Source organism: Mesorhizobium sp. WSM4815 (assembly GCF_055811575.1).
Window position 1 is genome coordinate 206,723 of record NZ_JBVVQS010000102.1, and the last position, 23,610, is coordinate 230,332.

Annotated in this window: 27 protein-coding genes; 13 read left to right on the forward strand and 14 right to left on the reverse strand. The window is 62.7% G+C overall.

Translation table 11 applies throughout. The features are described 5' to 3' along the window. Window positions 1-48: 48 nt before the first annotated feature. The 5 genes from def to truA all read left to right on the forward strand — a co-directional run bounded on the left by def (window position 49) and on the right by truA (window position 3,245). Window positions 49-594 (forward strand): peptide deformylase, encoded by a 546-nt coding sequence (gene def, locus AC0L2B_RS29745; protein ID WP_128170220.1) that lies wholly within the window; start codon window positions 49-51, stop codon window positions 592-594. Between the two features lie 94 nt (window positions 595-688). After that, complete coding sequence (locus tag AC0L2B_RS29750; protein ID WP_287179857.1) at window positions 689-994, forward strand: plasmid stabilization protein; 306 nt, start codon at window positions 689-691, stop codon at window positions 992-994. A gap of 30 nt (window positions 995-1,024) precedes the next feature. Further along, window positions 1,025-1,960 carry a methionyl-tRNA formyltransferase gene (gene fmt, locus AC0L2B_RS29755; RefSeq protein WP_473747930.1) on the forward strand — a complete coding sequence of 312 codons (936 nt, stop codon included), beginning with the start codon at window positions 1,025-1,027 and terminating at the stop codon, window positions 1,958-1,960. Then, the gene (locus AC0L2B_RS29760; RefSeq protein ID WP_128184972.1) at window positions 1,957-2,466 is read left to right on the forward strand and encodes a GNAT family N-acetyltransferase; all 510 of its coding nucleotides are present in this window, start codon (window positions 1,957-1,959) and stop codon (window positions 2,464-2,466) included. The genes fmt and AC0L2B_RS29760 overlap by 4 nt, the downstream gene beginning before the upstream one ends. Window positions 2,467-2,483: 17 nt before the next feature. Continuing rightward, window positions 2,484-3,245, forward strand: a complete 762-nt coding sequence (gene truA / locus AC0L2B_RS29765) for a tRNA pseudouridine(38-40) synthase TruA (protein ID WP_473747931.1) — start codon at window positions 2,484-2,486, stop codon at window positions 3,243-3,245. Window positions 3,246-3,348: 103 nt separating this feature from the next. On the opposite strand, the gene AC0L2B_RS29770 is transcribed toward truA, so the two are convergent. From AC0L2B_RS29770 to dapD, 6 genes are all read right to left on the reverse strand, one after another. Beyond that, window positions 3,349-3,954, reverse strand: a complete 606-nt coding sequence (locus AC0L2B_RS29770; protein ID WP_023801567.1) for a hypothetical protein — start codon at window positions 3,952-3,954, stop codon at window positions 3,349-3,351. A 2-nt stretch (window positions 3,955-3,956) separates the two neighbouring features. Beyond that, entirely contained in the window at window positions 3,957-5,156 is a 1,200-nt protein-coding gene (gene dapE, locus AC0L2B_RS29775) for a succinyl-diaminopimelate desuccinylase (protein WP_473747932.1), read from the reverse strand. 285 nt (window positions 5,157-5,441) lie between these two features. Next, the gene (locus AC0L2B_RS29780) at window positions 5,442-6,449 is read right to left on the reverse strand and encodes a GGDEF domain-containing protein (protein WP_473747933.1); all 1,008 of its coding nucleotides are present in this window, start codon (window positions 6,447-6,449) and stop codon (window positions 5,442-5,444) included. A gap of 247 nt (window positions 6,450-6,696) precedes the next feature. Next, window positions 6,697-7,419, reverse strand: coding sequence for a hypothetical protein (locus tag AC0L2B_RS29785; protein ID WP_473747934.1), 723 nt, complete (start codon window positions 7,417-7,419; stop codon window positions 6,697-6,699). Between the two features lie 21 nt (window positions 7,420-7,440). Further along, complete coding sequence (locus AC0L2B_RS29790; protein ID WP_027152133.1) at window positions 7,441-7,812, reverse strand: DUF805 domain-containing protein; 372 nt, start codon at window positions 7,810-7,812, stop codon at window positions 7,441-7,443. A 27-nt stretch (window positions 7,813-7,839) separates the two neighbouring features. After that, window positions 7,840-8,694 carry a 2,3,4,5-tetrahydropyridine-2,6-dicarboxylate N-succinyltransferase gene (dapD, locus tag AC0L2B_RS29795; RefSeq protein WP_473747935.1) on the reverse strand — a complete coding sequence of 285 codons (855 nt, stop codon included), beginning with the start codon at window positions 8,692-8,694 and terminating at the stop codon, window positions 7,840-7,842. A 143-nt stretch (window positions 8,695-8,837) separates the two neighbouring features. Here dapD and AC0L2B_RS29800 point away from each other — a divergent pair, with 143 nt between their 5' ends. Further along, window positions 8,838-9,677 carry an LOG family protein gene (locus AC0L2B_RS29800; RefSeq protein WP_023801573.1) on the forward strand — a complete coding sequence of 280 codons (840 nt, stop codon included), beginning with the start codon at window positions 8,838-8,840 and terminating at the stop codon, window positions 9,675-9,677. Between the two features lie 42 nt (window positions 9,678-9,719). On the opposite strand, the gene AC0L2B_RS29805 is transcribed toward AC0L2B_RS29800, so the two are convergent. Beyond that, window positions 9,720-10,427 (reverse strand): pyrimidine 5'-nucleotidase, encoded by a 708-nt coding sequence (locus AC0L2B_RS29805; RefSeq protein ID WP_023801574.1) that lies wholly within the window; start codon window positions 10,425-10,427, stop codon window positions 9,720-9,722. Window positions 10,428-10,589: 162 nt separating this feature from the next. Between AC0L2B_RS29805 and AC0L2B_RS29810 the strand changes: the two genes are divergently transcribed. Then, complete coding sequence (locus AC0L2B_RS29810) at window positions 10,590-11,351, forward strand: GGDEF domain-containing protein (protein WP_473747936.1); 762 nt, start codon at window positions 10,590-10,592, stop codon at window positions 11,349-11,351. A 117-nt stretch (window positions 11,352-11,468) separates the two neighbouring features. On the opposite strand, the gene phhA is transcribed toward AC0L2B_RS29810, so the two are convergent. Continuing rightward, window positions 11,469-12,305, reverse strand: a complete 837-nt coding sequence (phhA, locus tag AC0L2B_RS29815; RefSeq protein WP_473747937.1) for a phenylalanine 4-monooxygenase — start codon at window positions 12,303-12,305, stop codon at window positions 11,469-11,471. Between the two features lie 135 nt (window positions 12,306-12,440). On the opposite strand from phhA, the gene AC0L2B_RS29820 reads away from it, so the two are divergent. Then, window positions 12,441-12,917: an Lrp/AsnC family transcriptional regulator gene (locus tag AC0L2B_RS29820; protein WP_023801577.1), complete on the forward strand. Its 477-nt coding sequence runs from the start codon at window positions 12,441-12,443 to the stop codon at window positions 12,915-12,917. Between the two features lie 61 nt (window positions 12,918-12,978). Here the strand turns inward: AC0L2B_RS29820 and argB are convergent, their stop codons facing one another. Together argB and AC0L2B_RS29830 are read right to left on the reverse strand one after the other, a co-directional pair. Beyond that, on the reverse strand, window positions 12,979-13,872 hold the full coding sequence (argB, locus tag AC0L2B_RS29825; RefSeq protein WP_077374521.1) for an acetylglutamate kinase: 894 nt from the start codon (window positions 13,870-13,872) through the stop codon (window positions 12,979-12,981). A gap of 75 nt (window positions 13,873-13,947) precedes the next feature. After that, on the reverse strand, window positions 13,948-15,471 hold the full coding sequence (locus tag AC0L2B_RS29830; RefSeq protein WP_473747938.1) for an amidase: 1,524 nt from the start codon (window positions 15,469-15,471) through the stop codon (window positions 13,948-13,950). A 198-nt stretch (window positions 15,472-15,669) separates the two neighbouring features. On the opposite strand from AC0L2B_RS29830, the gene AC0L2B_RS29835 reads away from it, so the two are divergent. The 4 genes from AC0L2B_RS29835 to msrB all read left to right on the forward strand — a co-directional run bounded on the left by AC0L2B_RS29835 (window position 15,670) and on the right by msrB (window position 18,414). Beyond that, window positions 15,670-16,209 (forward strand): sigma-70 family RNA polymerase sigma factor, encoded by a 540-nt coding sequence (locus AC0L2B_RS29835; protein ID WP_027152128.1) that lies wholly within the window; start codon window positions 15,670-15,672, stop codon window positions 16,207-16,209. Continuing rightward, on the forward strand, window positions 16,206-16,901 hold the full coding sequence (locus AC0L2B_RS29840) for an anti-sigma factor (RefSeq protein ID WP_473747939.1): 696 nt from the start codon (window positions 16,206-16,208) through the stop codon (window positions 16,899-16,901). The genes AC0L2B_RS29835 and AC0L2B_RS29840 overlap by 4 nt, the downstream gene beginning before the upstream one ends. A gap of 235 nt (window positions 16,902-17,136) precedes the next feature. Continuing rightward, the gene (locus AC0L2B_RS29845) at window positions 17,137-17,694 is read left to right on the forward strand and encodes a fasciclin domain-containing protein (RefSeq protein WP_091596413.1); all 558 of its coding nucleotides are present in this window, start codon (window positions 17,137-17,139) and stop codon (window positions 17,692-17,694) included. Between the two features lie 219 nt (window positions 17,695-17,913). Beyond that, window positions 17,914-18,414: a peptide-methionine (R)-S-oxide reductase MsrB gene (msrB, locus tag AC0L2B_RS29850; RefSeq protein ID WP_473747940.1), complete on the forward strand. Its 501-nt coding sequence runs from the start codon at window positions 17,914-17,916 to the stop codon at window positions 18,412-18,414. 40 nt (window positions 18,415-18,454) lie between these two features. Here msrB and AC0L2B_RS29855 read toward each other — a convergent pair whose 3' ends face one another. Further along, window positions 18,455-19,987, reverse strand: a complete 1,533-nt coding sequence (locus AC0L2B_RS29855; protein WP_287238507.1) for a DHA2 family efflux MFS transporter permease subunit — start codon at window positions 19,985-19,987, stop codon at window positions 18,455-18,457. A gap of 82 nt (window positions 19,988-20,069) precedes the next feature. Next, a complete protein-coding gene (locus AC0L2B_RS29860) occupies window positions 20,070-21,251 on the reverse strand; it encodes an HlyD family secretion protein (protein ID WP_473747941.1) in 1,182 nt (393 codons plus the stop codon). A gap of 141 nt (window positions 21,252-21,392) precedes the next feature. On the opposite strand from AC0L2B_RS29860, the gene AC0L2B_RS29865 reads away from it, so the two are divergent. After that, complete coding sequence (locus AC0L2B_RS29865; RefSeq protein WP_473747942.1) at window positions 21,393-22,112, forward strand: TetR/AcrR family transcriptional regulator; 720 nt, start codon at window positions 21,393-21,395, stop codon at window positions 22,110-22,112. A gap of 99 nt (window positions 22,113-22,211) precedes the next feature. Here AC0L2B_RS29865 and yihA read toward each other — a convergent pair whose 3' ends face one another. Together yihA and AC0L2B_RS29875 are read right to left on the reverse strand one after the other, a co-directional pair. Continuing rightward, window positions 22,212-22,871, reverse strand: a complete 660-nt coding sequence (gene yihA, locus AC0L2B_RS29870; RefSeq protein WP_023801587.1) for a ribosome biogenesis GTP-binding protein YihA/YsxC — start codon at window positions 22,869-22,871, stop codon at window positions 22,212-22,214. Beyond that, complete coding sequence (locus tag AC0L2B_RS29875) at window positions 22,868-23,506, reverse strand: CatB-related O-acetyltransferase (RefSeq protein ID WP_091596428.1); 639 nt, start codon at window positions 23,504-23,506, stop codon at window positions 22,868-22,870. Before AC0L2B_RS29875 ends, yihA begins: the two co-directional genes overlap by 4 nt. Window positions 23,507-23,610 lie beyond the last annotated feature (104 nt).

Below are 23,610 nucleotides of genomic sequence, written 5' to 3' on the forward strand. Positions count from 1 at the left end.
CAAATGCCCCGGTTGACGCTTTTCGTGCGAGGTCTTAGGTGAGACGCCATGTCGATCAAGCCGCTCATCATCCTTCCCGATCCCGTCCTGCGCCAGGTTTCGAAACCGGTCGAGCGCGTCGACGGCGCCTTGCGCAAACTGGCCGACGATATGCTGGACACAATGTATGATGCGCCGGGCATTGGTCTGGCGGCGATCCAGATCGGCGAACCGCTGCGCATGCTGGTGATCGACCTCGCCAAGGAAGACGAGCCGCCGGCGCCGCATGTCTTCATCAATCCCGAGATTCTTGAGAGCGCCGATCAGCGCTCGGTCTACGAGGAGGGGTGCCTGTCGATCCCGGATTACTATGCCGAGGTCGAGCGCCCTGCCGCCGTGCGGGTGAAATATCTCGATCGCGACGGCAAGCTGCAGGAGATCGAGGCCGAAGGGCTGATGGCGACTTGCCTGCAGCACGAAATCGACCATCTCAACGGCGTTCTGTTCATCGACCACATCTCGAAGCTGAAGCGCGACATGGTGGTGAAGAAGTTCAAGAAGCTCGCCAGGGACAAACCATCAGGCAGCAAGGCGCCGGGCAAGTTAGTGGGATAGGGCGATACTCGCGCAGTTTGATGCTGAACCTTTCGAAGATGTTGGCGGGACAGCGCCCCTCTACCCTGTTCCAGATCAGGAAATGGAGACGCCGATGAGCGACATGCTGATCAGAAATATTCCCGAACCCTTGAAGCGGGAAATCGAGCAGGCGGCGCGTAAGAGCGGCCAGAGCCTGTCGGGCAAGGCGGTAGCTCTTCTGCGCGAAGGCATGGTCGCCGAAAGGCAAGCCAGGCTGGAGCCGGGTCTTTCGGCATGGGACGCTATTCGCGCGACTTTCGCTGCTGAAAACGCAATTGGCGATGAATTCGCCAAGATCATGAACGAAATCGAAGCAGAAAGGAAACGCGACTTCGGTCGCCGACCCGCAAAGTTCGCGACTTCGACTGAGCCGACTTAACGGCCAGACGAAGACCGGACCCGGAACAAAATGCCCTTGCGCGTCATCTTCATGGGTACGCCCGAATTCTCGGTGCCGACGCTGCGGGCGATCGCGGATGCCGGACATGAGATTGGAGCCGTCTACACTCAGCCGCCGCGCGCCGCCGGTCGCCGCGGGCTGGAACTGACGCCGTCGCCGGTGCAGCGCGAGGCCGAGCGGCTGGGCCTCGAGGTGCGGACGCCGGTGTCGCTGAAGAAGGAGACCGAGCAGCAGGCGTTCCGCGCCTTGCGGGCCGATGTCGCCGTCGTCGTCGCCTATGGATTGCTGTTGCCCAAACCCATTCTCGAGGCGCCGCGGCTCGGCTGCCTCAATGGTCACGCGTCGCTGTTGCCACGCTGGCGCGGCGCCGCCCCTATCCAGCGCGCCATCATGGCCGGTGATACCGAGACAGGCATGATGGTGATGCGGATGGAAGAGGGCCTGGACACCGGCCCGGTGGCGATGGCCGAAAAATGCGCCATCGGCCCCAATATGACGGCCGGCGAACTGCATGATCGGCTGATGCACATTGGCGCCGCGCTGATGGCGGAAGCGCTGGCTCGTCTGGAACGGGATGCCCTGACTTTTACCGCACAGGCGACGGAGGGGGTGACCTATGCCAAAAAGATCGATAAAGCGGAGACGCGCGTGGACTGGACGCGGCCTGCTGGCGAAGTCCACGATCATATTCGCGGCCTGTCGCCCTTTCCCGGCGCATGGTGCGAGATCGAAATTGCCGGCCGCCTGGAGCGGCTGAAACTGCTTCGCTCGACGCTTTCGCAAGGCGCCGGCGAGCCGGGAGGAATTCTCGACGACCGGCTGACGGTCGCCTGCGGGTCAGGCGCGATCAGGTTGGTCGAAGTTCAACGTGCGGGCGGAAGGCCCATTGCCGCGCAGGAGTTTCTGCGCGGGGCCAAGCTCGAAAAAGGAACGAAATTCTCATGAGCATGATGTCGATACGCGCGGCAACGCCGCGGGACCGCGAGGCGATCCGCCTGGTCGAGGAACACGCATTCGGCCAGCAGGCGGAGGCCGGCCTGGTCGACGCGCTGGTCAGCGGCGGCGATGCCGTCGTCGAACTGGTGGCGGAAGAAGATGGACAGGTGGTCGGCCATATTCTGTTTTCGCGGCTTTACGTGCAGAACGGCGGCAAGAGCTTTCCGGCGGTGGCGCTGGCGCCTCTGGCGGTCGAGCCGTCATTCCATGGCACCGGCATCGGCGGTGCGCTGGTCCGCGAGGCGCATATCCGCCTGAAGGATGCCGGCGAGGTGCTGGCGGTGGTGCTTGGCGATCCCGCATATTATGGCCGCTTCGGCTACAGTCACGCGCGCGCCGAAAAATTCGAAAGCGAGTTCCAGGGCGAAGCGCTGCAGGCGCTGGTCTGGGGCGAAGCGCCTGAGACCGGCAAGCTGGTCTACGCTTCGGCTTTCGGCACCGCGCTCGCCGCCTAACCTCATCCTTCTTAGGAATGCCGCGTTTTCGCCTCGACATCGAATATGACGGCAGCCTCTATGCCGGCTGGCAGCGCCAGGCAGACCAGCCTTCGGTGCAGCAGGCGATCGAACAGGCGATCGAGAAATTCTGCGGCGAACAGGTCTCGCTGCGCGGCGCCGGCCGCACCGATGCCGGCGTCCATGCGACCGGTCAGGTGGCGCATGTCGATCTCGTCAGGGCGTGGCCTGATGACAAGGTGCGCGATGCCGTCAACGCCCACCTGCAAACGGCCAAGGCGCGCATCGCCATCCTCAAGGCGGCTGTGGTGCCGGATAGCTTCGATGCGCGTTTCTCGGCGATCGGCCGCCACTATCTCTACCGCATCGTCAACCGGCGCGCGCCGGCGGCGCTCGACAAGGGCAAGATCTGGTGGGTGCCGAAGCGGCTCGACGCCGAGGCCATGCACGAAGCGGCAAAGGTGCTGCTGGGGCGGCATGATTTCACCACGTTCCGCTCGACCCAGTGCCAGGCCGACAGCCCGGTCCGGACGCTCGACCGGCTGGATGTCAGTCGGCTGGGTGACATGATCGAAGTGCGAGCCTCGGCGCGCTCGTTCCTGCACAATCAGGTGCGCTCGATGGTCGGCTCGCTGAAGCGCGTCGGCGAAGGCGGCTGGACAATTGCCGACCTGAAAGCGGCGCTCGACTCGCGCGACCGTGCAGCCTGTGGCCAGGTGGCGCCGCCCGACGGACTTTTTCTTATCGGTGTGGACTACCCGCAGGCGGCACACGACTGAGTAAAAATCAGTCCTCGTCGTCTTCAACCAATTGTGGGAGGGGCGGCGCCAACGTCAGCAAGCGAAACCACACCGGGAATTCGGACAAATTCAGTTGGATGCTTCAAGTGCCGGTTCCGCTCGGCGCAACGATGCCGAGCAGCGCCTGCAGCACGAACAGAACGACCAGCGACGCCACGAACATTCCGGCGAAGACAGCGCTGCCGACAGCCGCGCCCCTGCCGATGGCGACGTTTGTCATCCGCCAGGTCAGGATCATCGACAGCGCGAACAAAAGCAGCGACGCCAGTACGGCGAACTCGTTGGTGGACGGCAGGAAAAGCCTGATCAACGCCGCTGGCAGCATCATCCAGGCGATGATCGCCGACGCCCAGTTGCTGGCGACGACATAGTGGACGAAGCGCCCGCCGATGCCGGCGCGCGGCGCGACGAGGGCAAGGCCGACAAGCGGCAACACCCAGACGCCGATGTCGACTGTCGCCAGACGGATCAGCATGCTGAAGCGTCCGGCGAATGCATTCGGATCGCCGATCTCGTTGGCGAGGCCGACCCAACCGACGATCAGCGCCGGTGCCGCGACGACGATGGCGAAGAAGGAATTCCAGAAACCGTCGGCCGAAAGGTCGAACTGGCGCAGCCCATCGGCCTTGCCGAGCATCAGTCGCCAGGCGCCGTTGAGCGAAGCATAGGTTTCATCCGACGAAAGCATGATTACGATGCGCCTTGCTCGAACCAGTCTTCGATGAAGCGCTGATAGATCTGCGTCAGCGTCTCGAGGTCGGCAAGTGCGACGCGTTCATCGACCATGTGCATGGTCTTGCCGACCAGCCCGAACTCGACCACCGGACAATAATCCTTGATGAAGCGTGCGTCGGAGGTGCCGCCGGAGGTGGAAAGCGCCGGCTTCCTGCCGATCACCGCCTTGACCGAACCGCTCAGTGCTTCGATCAGCCGCTCGTCGCGGGTGAGGAAGACGTGGCTCGGCCGGTCGCGCCAGGCGAGTTCGTAATCGACCGGCGTCGTCTTGCCGGCCCGGTATTTCTTTCGCTTCGCCGCTTTGTCGAGACGGTTGTGGATTTCCGCCTGGATGGTCTCGGCGGTCCATGTGTCGTTGAAGCGGATGTTGAAGGTGGCGGTCGCCTTTGCCGGAATAACATTGGTGGCCGGATTGCCGACGTCGATCGAGGTCACCTCCAGATTGGTCGGCTGGAAGTCCTTGGTGCCCTTGTCGAAGACTGGCTGCAGCAAGGCGTCGACCAGCGTCATCAGGCCGCGCACCGGATTGTCGGCAAGCTGCGGGTAGGCGGCGTGGCCTTGGCGGCCGTTGACGATGATGCTGCCGGACAAAGAGCCGCGCCGGCCGATCTTGATCATGTCGCCCAGCGCATCGGGATTGGTCGGCTCGCCGACGATGGACGCATCCCATTTTTCGCCCTTGGCGACCGCCCATTCGAGCAGCTTTGTCGTGCCGTTGATGGCCGGCCCTTCTTCGTCGCCGGTGATCAGCAGCGAGACCGAGCCTCTCAGGCCGCCTTTCGACTCGAGATGGCGCGCCACGGCGGCGATGAAACAGGCGATGCCCCCCTTCATGTCGACGGCACCGCGACCGAACATCTCGCCCTTGGCGATCTCGGCAGCGAAAGGCGGATGCGTCCATGAGGTCTCGTCGCCGACCGGCACCACGTCGGTATGCCCGGCGAACATCAGGTGCGGACCGTTGCCGGAGCGCCGCGCATAGAGATTTTCGATATCGGGCGTGCCGTCCTCCGAGAACACCGGGCGCTCGACGGAAAAGCCGAGTGGCTTCAGCATTGTTTCCAGCGTGCTCAGTGCCCCGCCCTCGATGGGTGTCACGGAGGGGCAGCGGATGAGGGCGGCGAGATTTCCAGCGGGATCGGTCGGCAACGTCATGGGCAAAAGCGTTAGTCGAAAGCGCAAGGCCTGTCACGGCCAGACATAAGGGCCAGCCATCCCGCCGACATTATGGTTTTCGTGGCGTATTGTCGCAGGCCTGATGCATGTCGCCAAAGGCATGGCCTCGGGCTCGACCCGTGCGGCGCAGCGGTTTTGGGCAAATGCGCATAAACAAACAAAGGCTTAAGGTGCGTCGCAGGAGTCGCTTCAGACGCGACGCACTTAGGCGGGATACGGGATATTGCATGGACTGAGCGACAAAAGGCCGAATAATCGCTGTGGTCAGTCCGCGGCCCGCACATGCGCCCGGTAACGGCCCTTTCCGGTGCGTTTGGCTTCATAGAGCGCGTGATCGGAGCAGGTGAGAAGAAGTTCCGGCTCGCCGCCGTCGTCAGGCGCGAAGGCACTTCCAATGCTCAACCCGATGCGTATTGCGGTGCCCACGCCAAGGTCGAAAGGTACCGAAATCTTCTCAATGGCGCGCTTTGCCAGGAGGGTGGCTTCGATCTCGGATGTGTCGGGCAGCAGGATCACGAATTCGTCACCGCCGATGCGAAAGACGATATTCCCCGATCGGCAAGCGCGCTTCAATCGTTCGGCCACCTTGCGCAGCAGCATGTCGCCGACCGCGTGGCCGAAGCGGTCATTGACGTGTTTGAAGCCGTCGAGGTCCATGCTGAGAACGGCAAACGGCCTGCCGCCGTTTGCCGCCGGCGCCGCAAGCTCGCTGCACATGCCGCGCAGTTTCTCCTGAAGGAAGATGCGGTTGGGCAGGCCGGTCAGCGCGTCCTTGATCGCCAGATCGCGATTGTCCAGTTCGGCGCGGATCATGCGGGCGTTGATCGCATGATTTTGAAGCAGCACGATGATGACGCCGGCCACATAGAAAGGCACTTGAAATCCGACGATCGACATTCCGGGCGCCGGAGATAACAGCGCGCCAACCAGGAAAGGCAGGCTTACGGCCAGCATGACGAATATGGCGTAGCGCGGGGTCGCTGCGTTGCGCGACGACACCACGCCGACGACGCCTGCGACGTTCAGGGCAGCCAGCACGGCAAGCGCCATATCCCCGCTGACGACGCAGCCATAGCAGCCGAGGCCGAAAATCAACGACCATGACCCACCGGCGGTCATGAGGCCTGCCAGCGGCCCCGTTCCCCCGCGCTTGCGGGTCCGCTCACATTCCCGCATCAGCAGGAAGCGGACGGCAAACAGGATGAGGTCGGCCGCCATCCAGGCGTAGGGCCACCGGTCGCCGGTGACGACCGCGGCGCCGACTGCCAGCACCAGGACACTGATGGTGCCGAACAGGACAGCGAATTTGCGCTCGAACGTGGTGTCGAGAAGCCGCGCGCGGACAGCTTCCGGTTCCGCTCTGATCGGTGAAGAAAACCAGGCGAACAGCCGCGCGCCGGCGCTTCGCTTTCCGCGCGTTTTCGGGTTGGCCAGGGGTTCGTCGTGTGCCAGTCGAGTGCTCCGTGCCGGTCGACACAGTCTTCACAGGGCATGCTGGACCAAGGTGATTAAGATTAGCTTAGGTACTTGCACGAGCCGACCGCAATGGACCGTCGATCAGCGTGATCTTTTGCCAGATCTTTCGCGACAGATTGGAGCCCAATGACTCGATGTCGTTGACGCCATCGACGACCACATCGTCGTTGACCGATTGCGCGAACAGCGCGGCGATCTTGCCGGTGATCGACAGCATTTCGGAGCAATAGTCGAGGTAGCGCGCGAGATCGGCACGGTCGGTTATGCGTGCCGGTGAATGCGATGTCGGCTTGAAATCGGTTGAAAGCGCTGCCGGATCCTTGGTCAGCTGATGCATGTCGATGACATGGATCAGCGATCGCAAGCCATGAAGCTTGCGAAACACCTGCTTGCGCTTGATGCGCTCCTCGGTCCGGATCAAGGCCAGGAAGCCGAGCATCGCGAGGATGATCATGTTGATCAAGGATTCGACGCCTTGCACCGACTGGATGGCGTCGTGGGTTCCCGAGATGCGGCCGAGCGGAAGGATGGTGCCGACGAACAGGAACATCAGCGCGCCGGCGGCAATGGTGACGATGACGACGCCGCGCAGCCACCAGATCGGCGCTTGCAGCGCCTTCGCCGCCTTGGCCAGATCACGCGACAGCGACACAAGTTCTATGGCGACGCCACGCAAGCCGGTATCGGGAAACCGCTCGGCGACGCGTTTTTCCAGTCGCTCGGCAGTTTCGATGATCAGTTTCGCATCAAGCGTGCGGTAGCGCATGGCTAGAGACCCGCCCGGCGCTCAGGATTCGGCCGGCGCATTGGTGCGTTTGCCGTAGCGGTTGGGTCCGGGATCACTTTTGAAAAAGGCCAGAATGACAAGGAGAATGGCGCCGACGATGAGAGAGATCAATGCGTAGTAGGTAGGCTTGCCGAAATCATGGAACCGCTTCGCCGTTAGCGCAAAGGTCGACCATGTCGAGACGACCACAGCGATCCACCAGGCGAGCGCCCAATACTGACTTGCAGCAGTGCCCAACGGCGTTCGCGAGAACTGGTAGAGCAGGAAAAGCTGAGTGAGGAGCGGCAAAAGACCCGCCAAAACATAGGCGCTGGGGTTCACTCGCCCGGAAAGGCTGAAGAAAAGCCATAGAAATCGAGGTCTGTCGAGCAAGCGGGTAGGTCCGTTTTTTTGAAAAGATCAATCGCGAAGCAGTTCATTGATCGAGGTTTTGGAACGGGTCCTGGCATCGACCCGCTTGACGATGACGGCGCAGTAGAGGCTGGGACCGGCCTCGCCATTGGGCAAAGGCTTGCCGGGCATCGAGCCGGCGACGACGACGGAATTGGCCGGCACTTCGCCGTAGAAAACCTCGCCGGTGGCACGGTCGACGATCTTGGTCGACTGGCCGATGAAGACGCCCATGCCGAGTACCGAGCCCTCGCGCACGACGCACCCTTCAACCACTTCGGAGCGTGCGCCGATGAAGCAGTTGTCCTCGATGATGGTCGGGCCGGCCTGCATCGGCTCCAGCACGCCGCCGATGCCGACGCCGCCCGACAGATGCACATTCTTGCCGATCTGGGCACAGGAGCCGACCGAGGCCCATGTGTCGACCATGGTGCCGCTGTCGACATAGGCGCCGACATTGACGAAGGACGGCATCAGCACGGCACCTGGCGCGACGTAGGCGGAGCGCCGCACGATCGATGACGGCACGGCACGGAAACCTGCCTTCTCGAAGTCGATGGCGCTCCAGCCGTCGAATTTCGACGGCACCTTGTCCCACCACACCGCCTGGCCCGGACCACCCTTGATGATCTCCATCGGGTTGAGTCGGAACGACAGCAGCACAGCTTTCTTCAGCCACTGGTTGACATGCCATTTGCCGTCGGCCTGGCGCTCGGCAACGCGGACAACACCCCGGTCGAGCAGGTCGAGCGCCGCCTGGATGGCGTCGCGCGCTGCGCCGCGGGTTGCCGTCGAAATCGTCTCGCGTTCCTCGAAGGCGGTTTCGATGGTCTTTTCGAGGCTCGCCAGATCGGGCTTTGACATGAATTCGCTCCATTACCAAGCTGTTAAGGGGCCGCACCTTAACCTGTTTTGAAAGTCGCCGGACCCTATGTGAAGGCTTGGTGAGGGTCAATCGCGCCTGCGTCGCGGGACGGCGCAAGTGAATAATTGGACGGGTAGGTAATATGACTCCTATGGAAAAGGCGGGGTGGACGCCGTTGCCGCATTCGGACGAGGATCTGGAGCGGTCGAAAAGCGTGCCGGACACGCCGCAGACGCGTGCCGAGACCTACCGGTTGGCCTGGAACGATCCCGACTTCATGACACGGCGCGAATTGCGCGCGGTCAGGCTGCAGCTCGAACTGTTGAAGCCGGAGATGATCCTGGCCGAGCGCGGCATCGGCTCGACCGTCATCCTGTTCGGCGGGGCGCGCATCCCCGAGCCGGGCGGTGAAGCCTGGGCGGCCAAGAACGAGACGCAGAAGGAGAACCTCGAGAAAAACAGCAAATATTACGAGGAAGCGCGGAAATTCGCCCGGCTCTGCTCGCAGCAGTCGGCCACCTCCTATTATCGCGAATTCGTCGTGGTGACAGGCGGCGGACCCGGCGTGATGGAAGCCGGCAACCGCGGCGCCGACGATGTCGGCGCCCCGTCGATCGGCCTCAACATCGTGTTGCCGCACGAGCAGGCGCCGAATGCCTATGTGACGCCGGAGCTCTGTTTCAACTTCCACTATTTCGCGGTCCGCAAGATGCATTTCGTCATGCGCGCCAAGGCTGTCGCGGTGTTTCCCGGCGGCTTCGGCACGATGGACGAATTCTTCGAAACGCTGACCCTGATCCAGACCGGCCGCATGGAGCGCGTGCCGGTGATCCTGTTCGGCAAGGCTTTCTGGAAACGGGCGATCGATCTCGATTTCCTCGCCGAGCAAGGCACGATCACCCCTGGCGACCAGGACATCATCGATTTCGTCGACACCGCCGACGAAGCCTGGGGGATCATCAGCCGCTTCTATCAGCTTTAGGCCGCAGGCTCCTTTATAGATCCGGCTTTACGAAGCAACGGCTCAAGCGGTGATGTCGACGATCGCGGTGAGGAATTCGGCAAGATCGTCGGTGACGAAATCCACATCGTCCTCGTGGCCCGGGTCACGTTCCCAGATTTCCGAGAAGGTCGGCTCGAAGTTGCGCGGCACAACCAGCACCGTGGTCATGCCCAGCGATTTCGGCACGGACAGGTTGCGGGCCAGATCCTCGAACATCACCGCATTGTGGCCGGTGACCGCGTGGAGTTCCGCGAACTTCTCGTAGGTCTGGCGGGCCGGCTTGGGGTTCAGCCCGGCAGCGACGATATCGAAGATGTCGTCGAAATGATCGAGGATGCCGAGTTGGCGCGCGGTGCGTTCGGCATGCCTGCGGTCGCCATTGGTGAAGATGAACTTGCGGCCGGGAAGCTGGCGGATGGCGGTGCCGAGAACGGGATCGGGAACCAGCCAGGAATAGTCGATGTCATGGACCTTCTCGAGAAAGTCGTCGGGATCGATGCCGTGGCGCGCCATCAGACCGTTCAGCGTCGTGCCATATTCCCGGTACAGTTCCTTCTGCAGCTTGCGGGCATCGTCGCGTGGCAGCGTCAGCAGTTCTCCGACATAGGCGGTCATCTTTACATCGATCTGCGAGAACAGGTTCGAATGGTGCGGATAGAGGGTGTTGTCGAGGTCGAACACCCAGTCGGTGACATGGGCAAAGCGGGCGGGGTCCGGGAGCGTGGTCATGCAACCCCTTATGGCACGAAACAATGCCTTTGGCAGAGGCTTTATCCACAACTTATGCGCGTCATGGGTGGTGAAAATCGCGCGATGGTTCAAATTTTAGGCATCGCCGAAAGGTGCCATTCAGGGCTTGCTGCCACACAGACGGTCCAGGGGGAGCCAGCGATGAGCCGCATATTTCTGAAGTCTGCCGCCGTCGCTTTCGCCTCCCTCGCAGTCTCGCTGTTGTTGACGCTGATCGTCGTTCCGGCAATGGGCTTTCCGATCAACCGCACGATCTGGCTGACGTCCACGGTCTGCCCGCTGGTGCTCGCCTGGATCGCCAGCGCCTACACGTTCTGGCAGGGCGAGAGGTTGAAAGGCGCTCATCGCGACCTCGCCCGCGCTCATGCCCAGCTCGCCGCTGCGCATCGGCGCCTGTCGGAGAAGGCAAGCCGCGACGACATGACCGGCATGCTCAACCGCGAGAGCTTCTTCGCCGCCCTCGAGGCCACCCGGCGTAAATCCGATCGCGGTGCGTTGCTGATCATCGACGCCGATCACTTCAAGCTCATCAACGACAGCTACGGCCATCTGACCGGCGACGATGCGCTGCTCCTGATTGCAAGCGCGATCGAGCGCGGCGTGCGCAGCGGCGACGTGATCGGCCGCATCGGCGGCGAGGAATTCGGTGCGTTTCTGGTCGGCGCCACCGAACAGGAAGCCAAACGCGTCGCTGAACGCATTCGCCGTGAAGTCGAGCTGATCCACTTCCGTCCCGTCGATGAGCGGGTCATACCCCTCACCGTCAGCATCGGCGGTGTCACCTGCGGCGAGGATGCCGGCGTATCGGATCTGATGCGTGTCGCCGACCGTCGCCTTTACCAGGCCAAGGATCGCGGCCGCAATCTGACCATCCTGGACAGGGACGTTTCCGAAGCGGCCTGAGCACGCCATCAGGCGTCTAGAAGCCGGCTCACCCGGCCTGCCGATGGATTGCCATCACAGCGCGCCACCAATAACGCCCGCGCCGATCGGCTGCGAGCGTCCGCGTCTGGCCAGCGTCTAAAGTTTTGCCGGGTCGAGCGCCGGCTTGCCCTTGTGGCGTCCGATGATCGCTGCCATGTCGGCGACGTTGTGGAAGGCATCGCGCAAAACGTCAAAGGACGGCAGCACGAAATAGGCGCGCTGGAACTTGTCGATCTCATAGCTGGTGCGCATTACCGTTTCCAGATCGAAGGGAACATGATGCGCGTCCTTGCTTTCAACCGCGAATTGAAGTTCGGCAAAGGACGACATCAGCCCGGCGCCGAAAGCCTTCAACGGTTGGCCAGCATCCTGGATCAGCCCGTACTCGACGGTGTACCAGTAGAGGCGGCTGATCATCTCGTCGCCGCCGAGCGCGATCAGATGCTCGGCCTTCTCGCCATACATCTGCATGAAATCGGCAAAGACCGGCTGGGTCAGCACCGGCACATGGCCGAAGAAGTCGTGGAACATATCCGGCTCGACGATGTAGTCGAGCTCTTGTTTCGTCCGCAGCCAGTTGGTCACCGGGAAGCGCCGGGCGGCCAGGTGGACGAAGAAGGCCGGTGCGGGAATGAGGCCCGGCACGGCGACGATTTCCCAACCGGTAAGCTTGCGCAGCTTCTCGCTGACCACACCGAAATCCGGAATCCTGTCGAGCAGGCCCAGCGTGGCGACGCCGTCGAGATAGGACCGGTGTGCCAGCTTTTTGGTCAGCTTCGTCTGGCGGTCGCACAAAGTACGCCACACTGCCTGCTCGTCAGCTGTGTAGTTGTAGCTCTGCTCAACGGTGAAATCGGCACGGCAGACCGAATAGTCGCCGCGAAGGCCTTGCGCCGCGCATTCGCGGGCGTAATCGGCAACGTTCATCGTCATGGCTGTTCTCCCTGGAAATCACGACTAACATCTTGAGAGTTTAGCCGGATCCGGTGAGGCAAATCCGCTTTGATGATGGCTCGAACAGGCGATTTGAGGTAAAAGCCACCACAGCAGAGCTGCAGGAGAGTGAAAGTGCCTCAGTTTGACGATTTTGAGATCAAGATGCTCGATATTTTGCAGCGCGATGGGCGCAAGCCTGTGTCCGAACTGGCCCAGGAGATCGGGCTTTCGACGACGCCATGCGCGCGCCGCTTCGAGGCTCTTCAGAGCGCCGGCATCATCAAGCGCTTTGCCGCTGTGCTCAGCCGCCGCGCCATCGGCCTGATGGTCGAAGTGTTCATTCAGGTGCGCCTGGTGACCCACAGCGACGGGTCGCCCGAAACCTTCATCGCCGCCGTGCAGCGCATGGACGAGGTGTCGTCGTGCTGGACGATGACCGGCGACTACGATTTCCTGTTGCATGTGATGGTGCCGTCGGTCGACGAGCTCAACGCCTTTGTCATGCACCGGCTGATGCGGCTCGACGGCGTGCGCGACGTCCATACGCAGCTCGTGCTGCAAAACATCAAGGGGCCGGGCCACGTGCCGCTTGGGCACCTCAGGCGATAAGTTCGCCCTCGCGCCTGCTGCTCAACCTTAGGTTGATACTCCAAAAAGTTGCAGCCTGCGCTTACCGCACGATCAGTGTGCCGGCGCCGTGTTCCGTAAACAGTTCGAGCAGCACCGAATGCGGCGTCTTGCCATTGAGGATGACGACGCCTTCGACGCCGCGCTCGATCGCCTCGATGCAGGTCTCGACCTTGGGGATCATGCCGCCCGACACCGTGCCGTCCTTGATCAAGGCCTTGGCCTCGGCGACGGTCAGTTCGTCGATGAGCTTCTTGTTCCTGTCGAGCACGCCGGGCACGTCGGTGAGGAACAGAAGGCGTGTCGCCTGGCAGGCGCCGGCGATGGCGCCTGCGAAGGTGTCGGCATTGATGTTGTAGGTGTGGCCGTCACGGCCCGGCGCCACCGGCGCCAGCACCGGGATCATTTCGGACCGCGCCAGAAGGTCGAGCAGGGTGCGGTCGACCTCGACCGGCTCACCGACGAAGCCGAGATCGAGCACACGCTCGATGTTGGAGTCCGGGTCGATCATGGTCTTGCGCGCCTTTTCGGCAAAAACCATGTTGCCGTCCTTGCCGCACAGGCCGATGGCCCATTCGCCCTCGGCATTGATCAGCGCGACGATCTCCTTGTTGATCGAGCCGGCCAGCACCATCTCGACGATCTCGACCGTCTTCTGGTCGGTGACGCGCAATCCGCCCTCGAACTTCGATTCGATGCCCATCTTGCTCAGCATGGCGCCGATCTGCGGCCCGCCGCCATGCACGACGATCGGGTTGACGCCGGATTGTTTGAGCAGCGCGATGTCGCGGGCAAAGGCCTTGCCGAGCGCGATGTCGCCCATGGCGTGGCCGCCATACTTCACCACGACCGTCTTGTTCTCGTAGCGCTGCATATAGGGCAGCGCCCTCGAAAGCAGCGCGGCCTGCATTTCGGCGGTGGCGGCGAGGTCCGTCATTCGGCTTGGTTCCCAGCTTGGCATGAACGGCGGCGTCTTAGCGGGAATTGGAGCAGGGGGCAAACGGCTTTGCTGTCACGTCAGGTGAAATCGGCCTGCTTTCATACCGGGCACCTGCAGTGGCGCCCGCCGCGTCAGCCATCCCGAAATCTTTTCCATTTGCGCGGCGAGGGACAACAAGGTCTCCTCGTCGCCGGGGCGGCCAGCGGCCTGGATGCCGAGCGGCAGGCCGGCATCGGTGACATGAACAGGCAGCGCGATCGACGGCTGGCCGCTGACGTTCTGGATTGCCGGCCAGTGGGTGAACCACAGGCTCTTATCCATCAACTGGCCGAACAGCGGCTTGAATTTCAGCAGGCGGGCAAGCCGCAGCCTGTCGAGCATTTCTTCCAGGAACGCATCTGCGCCTTTTGGATCCATCGCGCCGCAGGCGAGCGGCGGATGCGCGATGACAGGCATCAGCACGGCATCGTACCGCGCGGTCTCGATGATCAGCCGGCGCGACGTGGCATGCAGCCGCTGCAGGCTGGCATAGATATCGCCGGCCGAAAGAACTTCGCCGAAGGCGCTCATCACCCGCGTGGTGCGTCCGATATCACCCGAAATGGAGCGGCCGACGCGCAAGACCTCGCCGCGCATCGTGCCGGCCACCGCCGCGGCGACGGTTCTGGCGAAATCAGCGATGAAATCGCGATCGATATAGGGCAGGTCGATCTCCTCTATCGTATGGCCGCCTTCGCGCGCCAAAGCTATCGCAGTGTCCAGCGCCGCCAGCGTCTCGGTCGATATCGGCAGGCCGAGCGGCGATTTTCGGTAGACCGCCAGTTTCAGCTTGCCGGGGTCACGCACTGCTGCGGCGGCGAAAGTTCCTTTCGGCGTCGGCGCCGCATACGGCGACAGCGGATCGGGCCCATGCGTCAGGTCGAGCAGCAGGGCCGAATCACGGACCGAGCGGGAAACGGCGTGGTCGATGACCAGGCCGTACCAGCTTTCGCTGACCAGCGGCGTCAGCGGCACGCGGCCGCGCGAGGTTTTCAGCCCGACCAGCCCGGTGCAGGCGGCGGGAACGCGAATCGAGCCGCCGCCGTCCGAAGCATGTGCCACCGGCACGACGCCGGCCGCGACCAGCGCCGCCGCACCTCCAGACGAGCCGCCGCTGGTATGGGCTGTATTCCACGGATTGCGGGTGATGCCGAAAGCGGCGGATTCGGTCATCAGCCTCAGCCCATGTTCGGGCGAGGTGCTGGTGGCGATCGGGACGAGGCCGGCGGCCAGATGGCGTTCGGTCATCACCGAGTCGAAATCGGCAACGAAAGCCGGAATGCGGCTGCCGCCGTGCGTCGGCACGCCTTTCATGGCGATGCCGAGATCCTTCAGCGCGAAGGGCACACCGGCCAGCGGCAGCTTGCGGTCGATGGTTTTCGCCCGCGTCCGCGCCGCCTCGTAAAGCGGCTCGGCGATGGCATTGATATCCGGGCGAGTGGCCTCGGCCCGCGCAATCGCCGCGTCGACGAGCTCCTGCGGCGAGATTTCTCCTTTGCGCACCAAGCCGGCCAGGCCGGTAGCGTCATGTTCCCACAGGGCCCGTTCGACCGACATTCTCGCTCCCCCAACTATCGGCAAGCTAGAGCATCGGATGCAAAAGTGGAAACCCGGTTTTGGGAAAATCCGATGCTCAAAAGGTCGGCTGTTTTCGTGTCAATAGAAGCCGACGGCGCTCCCGGTGCACAGGAACGCTTCCGTGGTCGCAATACATTGCAATTGCCTAATTTGGGCAATTGCTTAATTTGGCAGCCGATGACGCCGCAGGACATCAGCAACCTGATCGTCCGGACTTCAATGAAGGACCGGGCTGCGTTCGATCTGCTCTACCGGCAGACCAGCGCGAAACTTTTCGGCGTCTGCCTTCGTGTATTGAAGGACCGGGGAGAGGCAGAAGAGGCGCTGCAGGAGGTCTTCGTCAAGATATGGACGAAGGCGGACCGATTCGCCGTTTCGGAGCTAAGCCCGATTTCCTGGCTGGTGGCTATTGCGCGCAATCACGCGATCGATCGGATAAGGGCGCGGCGAGAGCCTGCTGCCTATATCGACGCTGCGCTCGACGTTGCCGATCCGGCGCCGGGACCGGAAGCTGCGGCTGTTGCGGGCGGTGAATCCGGGCGCATCTATCGTTGTCTCGATGAATTGGAAAAGGACCGGGCGGCGGCCGTCCGAGGCGCTTATCTGGAGGGCGAAAGCTATGCCGAACTGGCGGCGCGCCATGACGTGCCGCTGAACACGATGCGAACCTGGCTGCGGCGCAGCCTGTTGAAGCTCAGAGAGTGTCTTGAAAGATGACGCGGGCAGAGGATGACGGACCGGAATCTGGGGGCGACGACCTGTTTGCCGCCGAATACGTTCTTGGCGTCCTGGCCGCGGACGAACGCGAGATTGCGTCACGCCGCATCGACGCGGACGCCGCTTTCGCGCACCTTGTCGATGCCTGGGAGGCGCGTCTTTCGCCGATGGCCGCCTATCCGGAGACAGAGCCGCCGATCAGGGTCAAGGAGGCATTGGATCGCCGGCTGTTCGTCGCAGAGCCTCGCGCCGGCCTCTGGTCAAGCCTTGCCTTCTGGCGCGGTCTTGCAGCCGCTTCCGTCGCGGCGTTGGCGATCTATATCGCCGAGCCTTACCTCAACCCGCCGGCCGAGCCGCCGCGGCTCATCGCCTCGCTGGCTGCCGATGGCAGCGACGTCAGATACCTCGCCGTCTATGATGCCGCCCGTCGCGAGGTCGGCCTGTCGCATGTCTCCGGCGAGCGCGCCGCCGGCAAGGATTTCGAGCTTTGGATGATCGAGGGCAAGAATGCGCCGGTCTCTATGGGCGTCATCCCGGCCGGCCAGACCGCGCGTATGACCATCTCCCCGGCCGTGCAGGAAAAACTTGCGCAAGGCGCCGTGCTTGCGGTCAGCCTTGAACCGACCGGCGGTTCGCCGACCGGCCAGCCGACCGGCCCTGTGGTCGCTGCGGGCGAACTGAAGAGCATCTGATCGCCCCTGTCTGCTAATCACCCCTATCTGCCGATTTTTCGAGAAGATTTTAAATCTATCGCCTGTGGTGACTTTAGCGGGAAAGCATGCAGGTTGTAAGAGTCCTGCCCTGAAAATCATGCTCGCCGTTATAAAAAATAAAATTTTCTCCTGAGCGGGCGAAACTCGGGAATTTATCCCCCGTATCTCCTTGCGCCCCAAAGAGGGGAAGAAATAAACTGAGGAGAGAGAAATAATGCGTAAGTTCGCCACCCTTTTGCTTGCCGGAACGGTCGCCGTCTCCGCGCTCGCCACCGCCGCCTATGCCGAAAATCCGATGGTCGGCGGCGCCGCCATGTATGCCACCCGGAACATCGTCGAGAACGCCGTCAATTCGAAGGATCACACGACGCTGGTCGCGGCCGTCAAGGCCGGCGGTCTCGTCGACACGCTGCAGAGTGCCGGTCCCTTCACCGTGTTCGCGCCGACCAACGAGGCCTTTGCCGCCCTTCCGGCCGGCACCGTCGATACATTGCTCAAGCCCGAAAACAAGGACAAGCTGGTCAAGATCCTGACCTGCCACGTCATCGGTGCCAAGGCGATGGCCGCCGACGTTGCCAAGATGGCCATGGACGATGGTGGCGCGCACAAGGTCAAGACGGTTGGCGGCTGCGAGGTGACGCTCAAGGCCGAAAACGGCAAGGTCACCGCGACCGACGAGAACGGCAATGTCGCCAATGTGACCGTCGCCGATGTCGAGCAGTCGAACGGCGTCATCCACGTCATCGACAAGGTTCTCCTGCCGAAGATGTAACGAAGCGGGCGTCGCCAGCGAACATATGGCTGAGGCTCCATGCCCGAGTGCGCGGGTTTCCGCTTGCGTGACCCGCGCAATCGACAAGCGTACACTCCGCACCGTCCGCTGTAAGCGTGGGGCAGGTGCGGAGTGCCCGGTGTCGGGAGCTGGCCGTCACCGGCTTTTGATTTCCATGTGACGGTCGAATTTGGCAAACGGATAGAAGGAGGAATGGTGATGATCCGGCGCGACTTTCTTTGGAGCGGTGCCGCTGTGGCATTGTTGGCAGGCACGGCGGCAGCGCTGCGCATCGGCCGGCCGCAGGATGCACACGCGGCCGAAACCTTCGAGGTCACCAAGACCGAGGCCGAGTGGCGCGCCATCCTGTCCGATGCGGCTTTCAATGTGCTGCGCAAGGAAGGCACCGAATATCCCGGCGCCAGCCCGCTGCTCAATGAACACCGCAAGGGCATCTTCGCCTGCGCCGGCTGCGACCTGCCGCTCTATTCCTCCGAGACCAAGTTCGATTCCGGCACCGGCTGGCCGAGCTTCTGGCAGGAGATTCCCAACGCCGTCGGCATGACCGTGGACAGGTCCCTGGGCATGACCCGAACCGAGGTCCACTGCCGCCGTTGCGGCGGTCATCTCGGCCATGTCTTCGACGACGGCCCGCCGCCGACCGGCCTGCGTCATTGCATCAACGGCGTCGCCTTGACTTTTAAGCCGGCCACGGCCTGACCTAAAGCGCCGCGTCCTTTGGACGCGCAAAGTTGCGCGGTCAGTGTCCGCCGCCTCCGCCCGCCGGCTCGGCCGGCTTGCGGATGACCATAGTGAAGATCGCTAGCGTGGCGAACAGCGCCGTCAACAGATAGAACACGTCCATGAAGGACAGCAGCGAAGCCTGCTGCTGGACCATGCCGGACAGTTTGGAGATCGCCGCCTTGGAGGCGTCGAGGCCGGCATTCTGCTGGAAGTCGAGCGTCATGTTCTGCAGCCTGGTCTGCGCCTCGGCGCTGCCCCATTGCACATGCTCGGCCAGCCTTGCGTAGTGGAAGGCGCTGCGATCGATCAGCACGGTGTTGATGACGGCAAGGCCTACGGCACCACCGAGATTGCGGGTGAGGTTGAACAGACCGGATGCATTCTTAAGCCGGTCAGGCGGCAGCGTTCCAAGCGCGATGTTGTTGATCGGCACCATGCACAGCATCATCGAGGCGCCGCGCAGGATCTGCGGCAGCAAAAGCTCCCAGAAATCCCAGTCTGCGGTCAGATAGGTCATCCGCCAGGTGCCGGCAGCGAAGCCGAAGAAGCCGATCATCATCATCAGCCGCGGATCCATCTTGCGCGACAGGATGCCGGAAATCGGCGCTGTGACGAACATCGCCAGGCCGCTGACGAACAGCGCCTCGCCGATCATCAGGGAGTCGTAGCCGCGGATGCGCCCCAGATACACCGGATAGAGATAGGTCAGGCCGTAGAGGCCGATGCCGATGACGAAGGAGAACAGCGAGCCGAAAGCGAAGTTGACGTTGGCGAAGGCCTTCAGGTCGACGATCGGCTCCTCGGCAGTGAAGGCGCGCCAGAAGAACAGCACCGCGCCGGCCGTCATCAGGATGGCGCAGATGAACACGGCCTGGTCCTGAAGCCAGTCGTTGTTGGGACCTTCCTCGAGCACAAATTCCAGCGAGCCGAGGAAAGCCGCCATGCCGGCGAGGCCCCACCAGTCGAACTTGCGGAACAGGCTGAGATTGGGCTTGTCGAAGTCGATCAGCGACCATGCGGCTGCGGTCACCATGATGCCGGGCACCACATTGATCAGGAACAGCCAGTGCCAGGACATGGCATGGCTGATATAGCCGCCGACAGTCGGGCCGATGGTCGGCGCCAGCGTCGCCACCAGGCCGATCATCGGCGACACCATGGCACGGCGCGACGGCGGGAAGATGGTGAAGGCGGCAGCGAACACGCTTGGGATCATGCCGCCGCCGATAAAACCCTGGACGGCGCGGTAGACGATCATCTGGTCGATGTTGGTGGCGGTCGCCGCCAGCGCGCTCGCGGCGGTGAAGCCGGCCGCGGAGACGGTGAACAGCACACGCGTCGACAGCATCCGGCTGAGAAAACCGGACAGCGGGATCATGATGACTTCGGCGATGAGATAGGCGGTCTGCACCCACGGAATTTCGTCGGAGCTGGCGCTCAAGCCGGCCTGAATCTCGGCCAGCGAGGCCGAAACGATCTGGATGTCGAGGATCGCCATGAACATGCCGAACACCATCGCCAGGAAGGCGATGATGCGGCGTGTGGGAATGGTATCAGGCGTAGCCGGCCTCGCCGGCGGCGGTCCTGCTGTCGAGGTTGCGGTTGCCACGGCATTGCTCCCAAGCGGCCGCTCAGTCCGACGCCGAAGGTGCGGTGCGGCTGTCGACGGCGACGACGACGCTGAGGCCGGCGCGCAGCCTGCCTGTCTTCAGCACATCCGCCGGCACGTCGATGCGAACCGGGACGCGCTGCACGACCTTGGTGAAGTTGCCGGTGGCGTTTTCCGGCGGCAGCAGCGAGAACACCGCGCCGGATGCCGGCGCCAGCGACGAGACGGTGCCTTCGAAATCCTGGTCGTCGATCGCGTCGACCGAAATCCTGACCTTTTCACCAGGCACCAGCCGGGCAAGCTGGGTCTCCTTGAAATTGGCGACGATATAGAGCTTGTCCATCGGCACGATGACGGCGAGCTTCTGTCCGGGGCTGATCAGGTCGCCCTGCTCGACCGAGCGGTTGCCGACGACACCGTCATAGGGTGCGCGCAGCACGGTGAAGGACAGGTCGCGTGCGGCCTTGTCCCTGGCAAGCTGCAGCGACGCCAGCGTGCTTGCCGTCTCCGCGCGCTGCGCTTGGAGCACACCGATATTGGCCTCAGCCGCCGCGATCTGGGCGTCGGCACCGACAAGGGCGGCATTGGCCTGCTCGACCGCGGTCTGGGCATCGTCCAGTTGGGCCTGGGTGCCGACATGTGTCTTGAGCAATTGGGCGGCGCGCGCTTGGACACGCGCCGCATTGGCGGCGGCGGCCTGGTCGGCGGTCTTCTGCGCCTGCGCCTGCTCGAGCGAGGCGCGCGCCGCCTCGGTCTGGGCGTCGATACGATCGAGCGTCTTGCTCAAGGTGGCGATCTGCGCCTCGGCCTGGGCGACCGCTATTTTGTAGTCGCCATTGTCGACGACCAGCAGCGGGTCGCCGGCCTTGACCTGCTGGTTCTCGGTCACCTTGACCTGATCGACATAGCCGGAAATTTTCGGCGAAATGAACGCCATGTCGGCCTGGACATAGGCGTCGTCGGTGGAGATCATGAAACGCCCGTCGGTCAAGTAATCATAGCCATACCAAGCGCCTGCGCCCAGCAAGCCAAGCGCAAGGATCGGCAACAGAAAGGAGCGTGCCGAGCGTTTCTTTTTGGCCGGCGCCTCGGCCGGAGGGCTTGTTGCGGGTTCAGTCGGTGGGTTCGGCGCTTCGATTGCCGGCGCAACCTTGGCGTTGGGGAAGGGACGGACTTCGGCGGTGGGGGTCGCGTTCGAGGACATGGCATCTCTCTTGGCATCGCTAGAAACCGGGCATCATACTGAACCGTTCGGTTCGATGTTGACGTTGACTTAGCGCGGTGAGAGGCCCATATCAAGGATGATCGAACCGATCGGTTCGAATTTTTTCGAGGGTGTGACGTTATGACCGAGCCCGACAAGGACCAGTGCGATCTGCTGGATGGCCTGCGTCGCGGCCGCCCGGCGGCGGGACAGGACCCGGTCAAGCGCAACCAGATCATCGAGGGCGCGCGTCGTGTCTTCATCGACAAGGGCTTCGAAGCGGCGTCGATGAACGACATCACCCGCGAGGCCGGCGTTTCCAAGGGCACGATCTATGTCTACTTCGCCAACAAGGAAGAGCTGTTCGAGGCGCTGATCGAGGAAGAGCGCGGCACGATCTTCAAGAACATGTACGATCTGCTCGACCGCGCCGACGATCTTCGCGAGACGCTGGTGAAGTTCGGCAAGGTGCTGTCCCTCAAGATCACCTCGGCCAAGGTCGTCCAGGCGCAGCGCACCGTGATCGGCGCGTCCGACAGGATGCCCGAACTTGGTGCGCGTTTTTACGAACGCGGCCCGAAACGCGGCCACGACAAGGTCGTTGCTTTTCTCAATGCCGCCATCGAGCGCGGCCTGCTCGAGATCGACGATGTCGATCTTGCCGCCTATCAGTTCACCGAACTGTGCCTGGCGGGTCTTTTCCGTCAGTGCATATTCGCCTACCGCACCAAAGCCCCAAGCCAGAATGAAATCGACCACATCGTCAGGTCGGGCGTAGGCATGTTCCTGAAGGCTTACGGCACCGAAAGGCTTGCCACGGAAGAAAGCACCCAGACGATCGCCCTGGAGGCAAAGTCCTAGAGCATTTTGCAGCCAAGTGGAATCACTTGGCGTCGCAGAAATGCGGCTAAAAACAAATAGATAGAGCGGGATGCCAGTTCAATTTGAACGCATCCCGCTCTAGCCGCCATTGGCCGCCAGCACGATCGCCGCGCGCAATTCCTCGAGGCCCTCGTTTTTTTCCGACGACGTGGCGAGGACGAACGGAAACGCCGCCGGCCGCTTCTTGATCTTCTGCAGTGTCTCTTCGATCAATCGCGGCACGCCGGCCGCCTTGATCTTGTCGGTCTTGGTCAGCACGATCTGATAGGACACCGCCGCCTTGTCGAGCAGCGACAGCACTTCGTCGTCTTTGGCCTTGATGCCGTGGCGGGCGTCGATCAGCACGTAGACGCGCTTCAGGGTGACGCGGCCCTTGAGATAGTCGAAGACGAGTTTCGTCCAGTCGTCGACCTTTTCCTTGGGCGCAGTGGCGTAGCCGTAGCCCGGCATGTCGACCAACGCCATCGGCGGCAGGTCGGCGCCTTCGCCGGAAAACCCGCCCGGAACGAAATAGTTGAGTTCCTGCGTCCGCCCTGGCGTATTGGACGTGCGCGCCAGTCCCTTCTGATTGACCAGCGCGTTGATCAGCGACGATTTGCCGACATTCGAGCGGCCGGCAAAGGCGATCTCCGGCGGTCCTTCCGGCGGCAGGAACTTCATCGCCGGCACGCCGCGGATGAATATCCACGGCCGCGTGAACAGCTCGATGCCGATCACGGACTTGTTCAACGCGTTCAAACCGCTGCCTCCAGAACAGAAATATCGGCGCCACGAATGGCATTGAGGTTGCGGCTGATCTTTTCCACCGGCCAATCCCACCACGCCGCCGCCAAAAGCCGCCGGATGGTCCTGTCGTCGAAACGCATCTTAACCACCTTGGCCGCATTGCCGGCGACGATCGCATAGGGCGCCACGTCATGCGTCACCACCGACTTTGCCGCAACGATGGCGCCATGGCCGATCGCCACGCCGGGCAGGATCGCCGCTTCCATGCCGATCCATACATCATTGCCGATCACTGTGTCGCCGCGCAATTCCTTCGACCAGGTCGCCGGATCGAAACCCTCTTCCCAGCCATGACCGAAGATGTTGAACGGATAGGTCGAAAAGCCGGACATGGCATGATTGGCGCCGTTCATGATGAAGCGCGCGCCCTCGGCGATGGCGCAGAACTTGCCGATGATCAGCCGGTCGCCGATGAATGGATAGTGATGAAGCACGCATCGCTCGGCGAATTTGTCCGGCCCGTCCGGATCATCATAATAGGTGAAGTCGCCGATCTCGATGTTCGGCGCCGTGACCAGCCCCTTCAGGAAGCCGACGCGGCTATGCATCGGGATCGGGTGCTTGATGTTGGGGTTGGGTCCGATCATGGTCTGGCTCCATCGACGAAACAGCAGGTCAAATAGCGCGATCCGCCCGGCAGCACCGACCGCGTGCGCAGCGGATCATCCTTACCTGTTCATCGACGGGAACG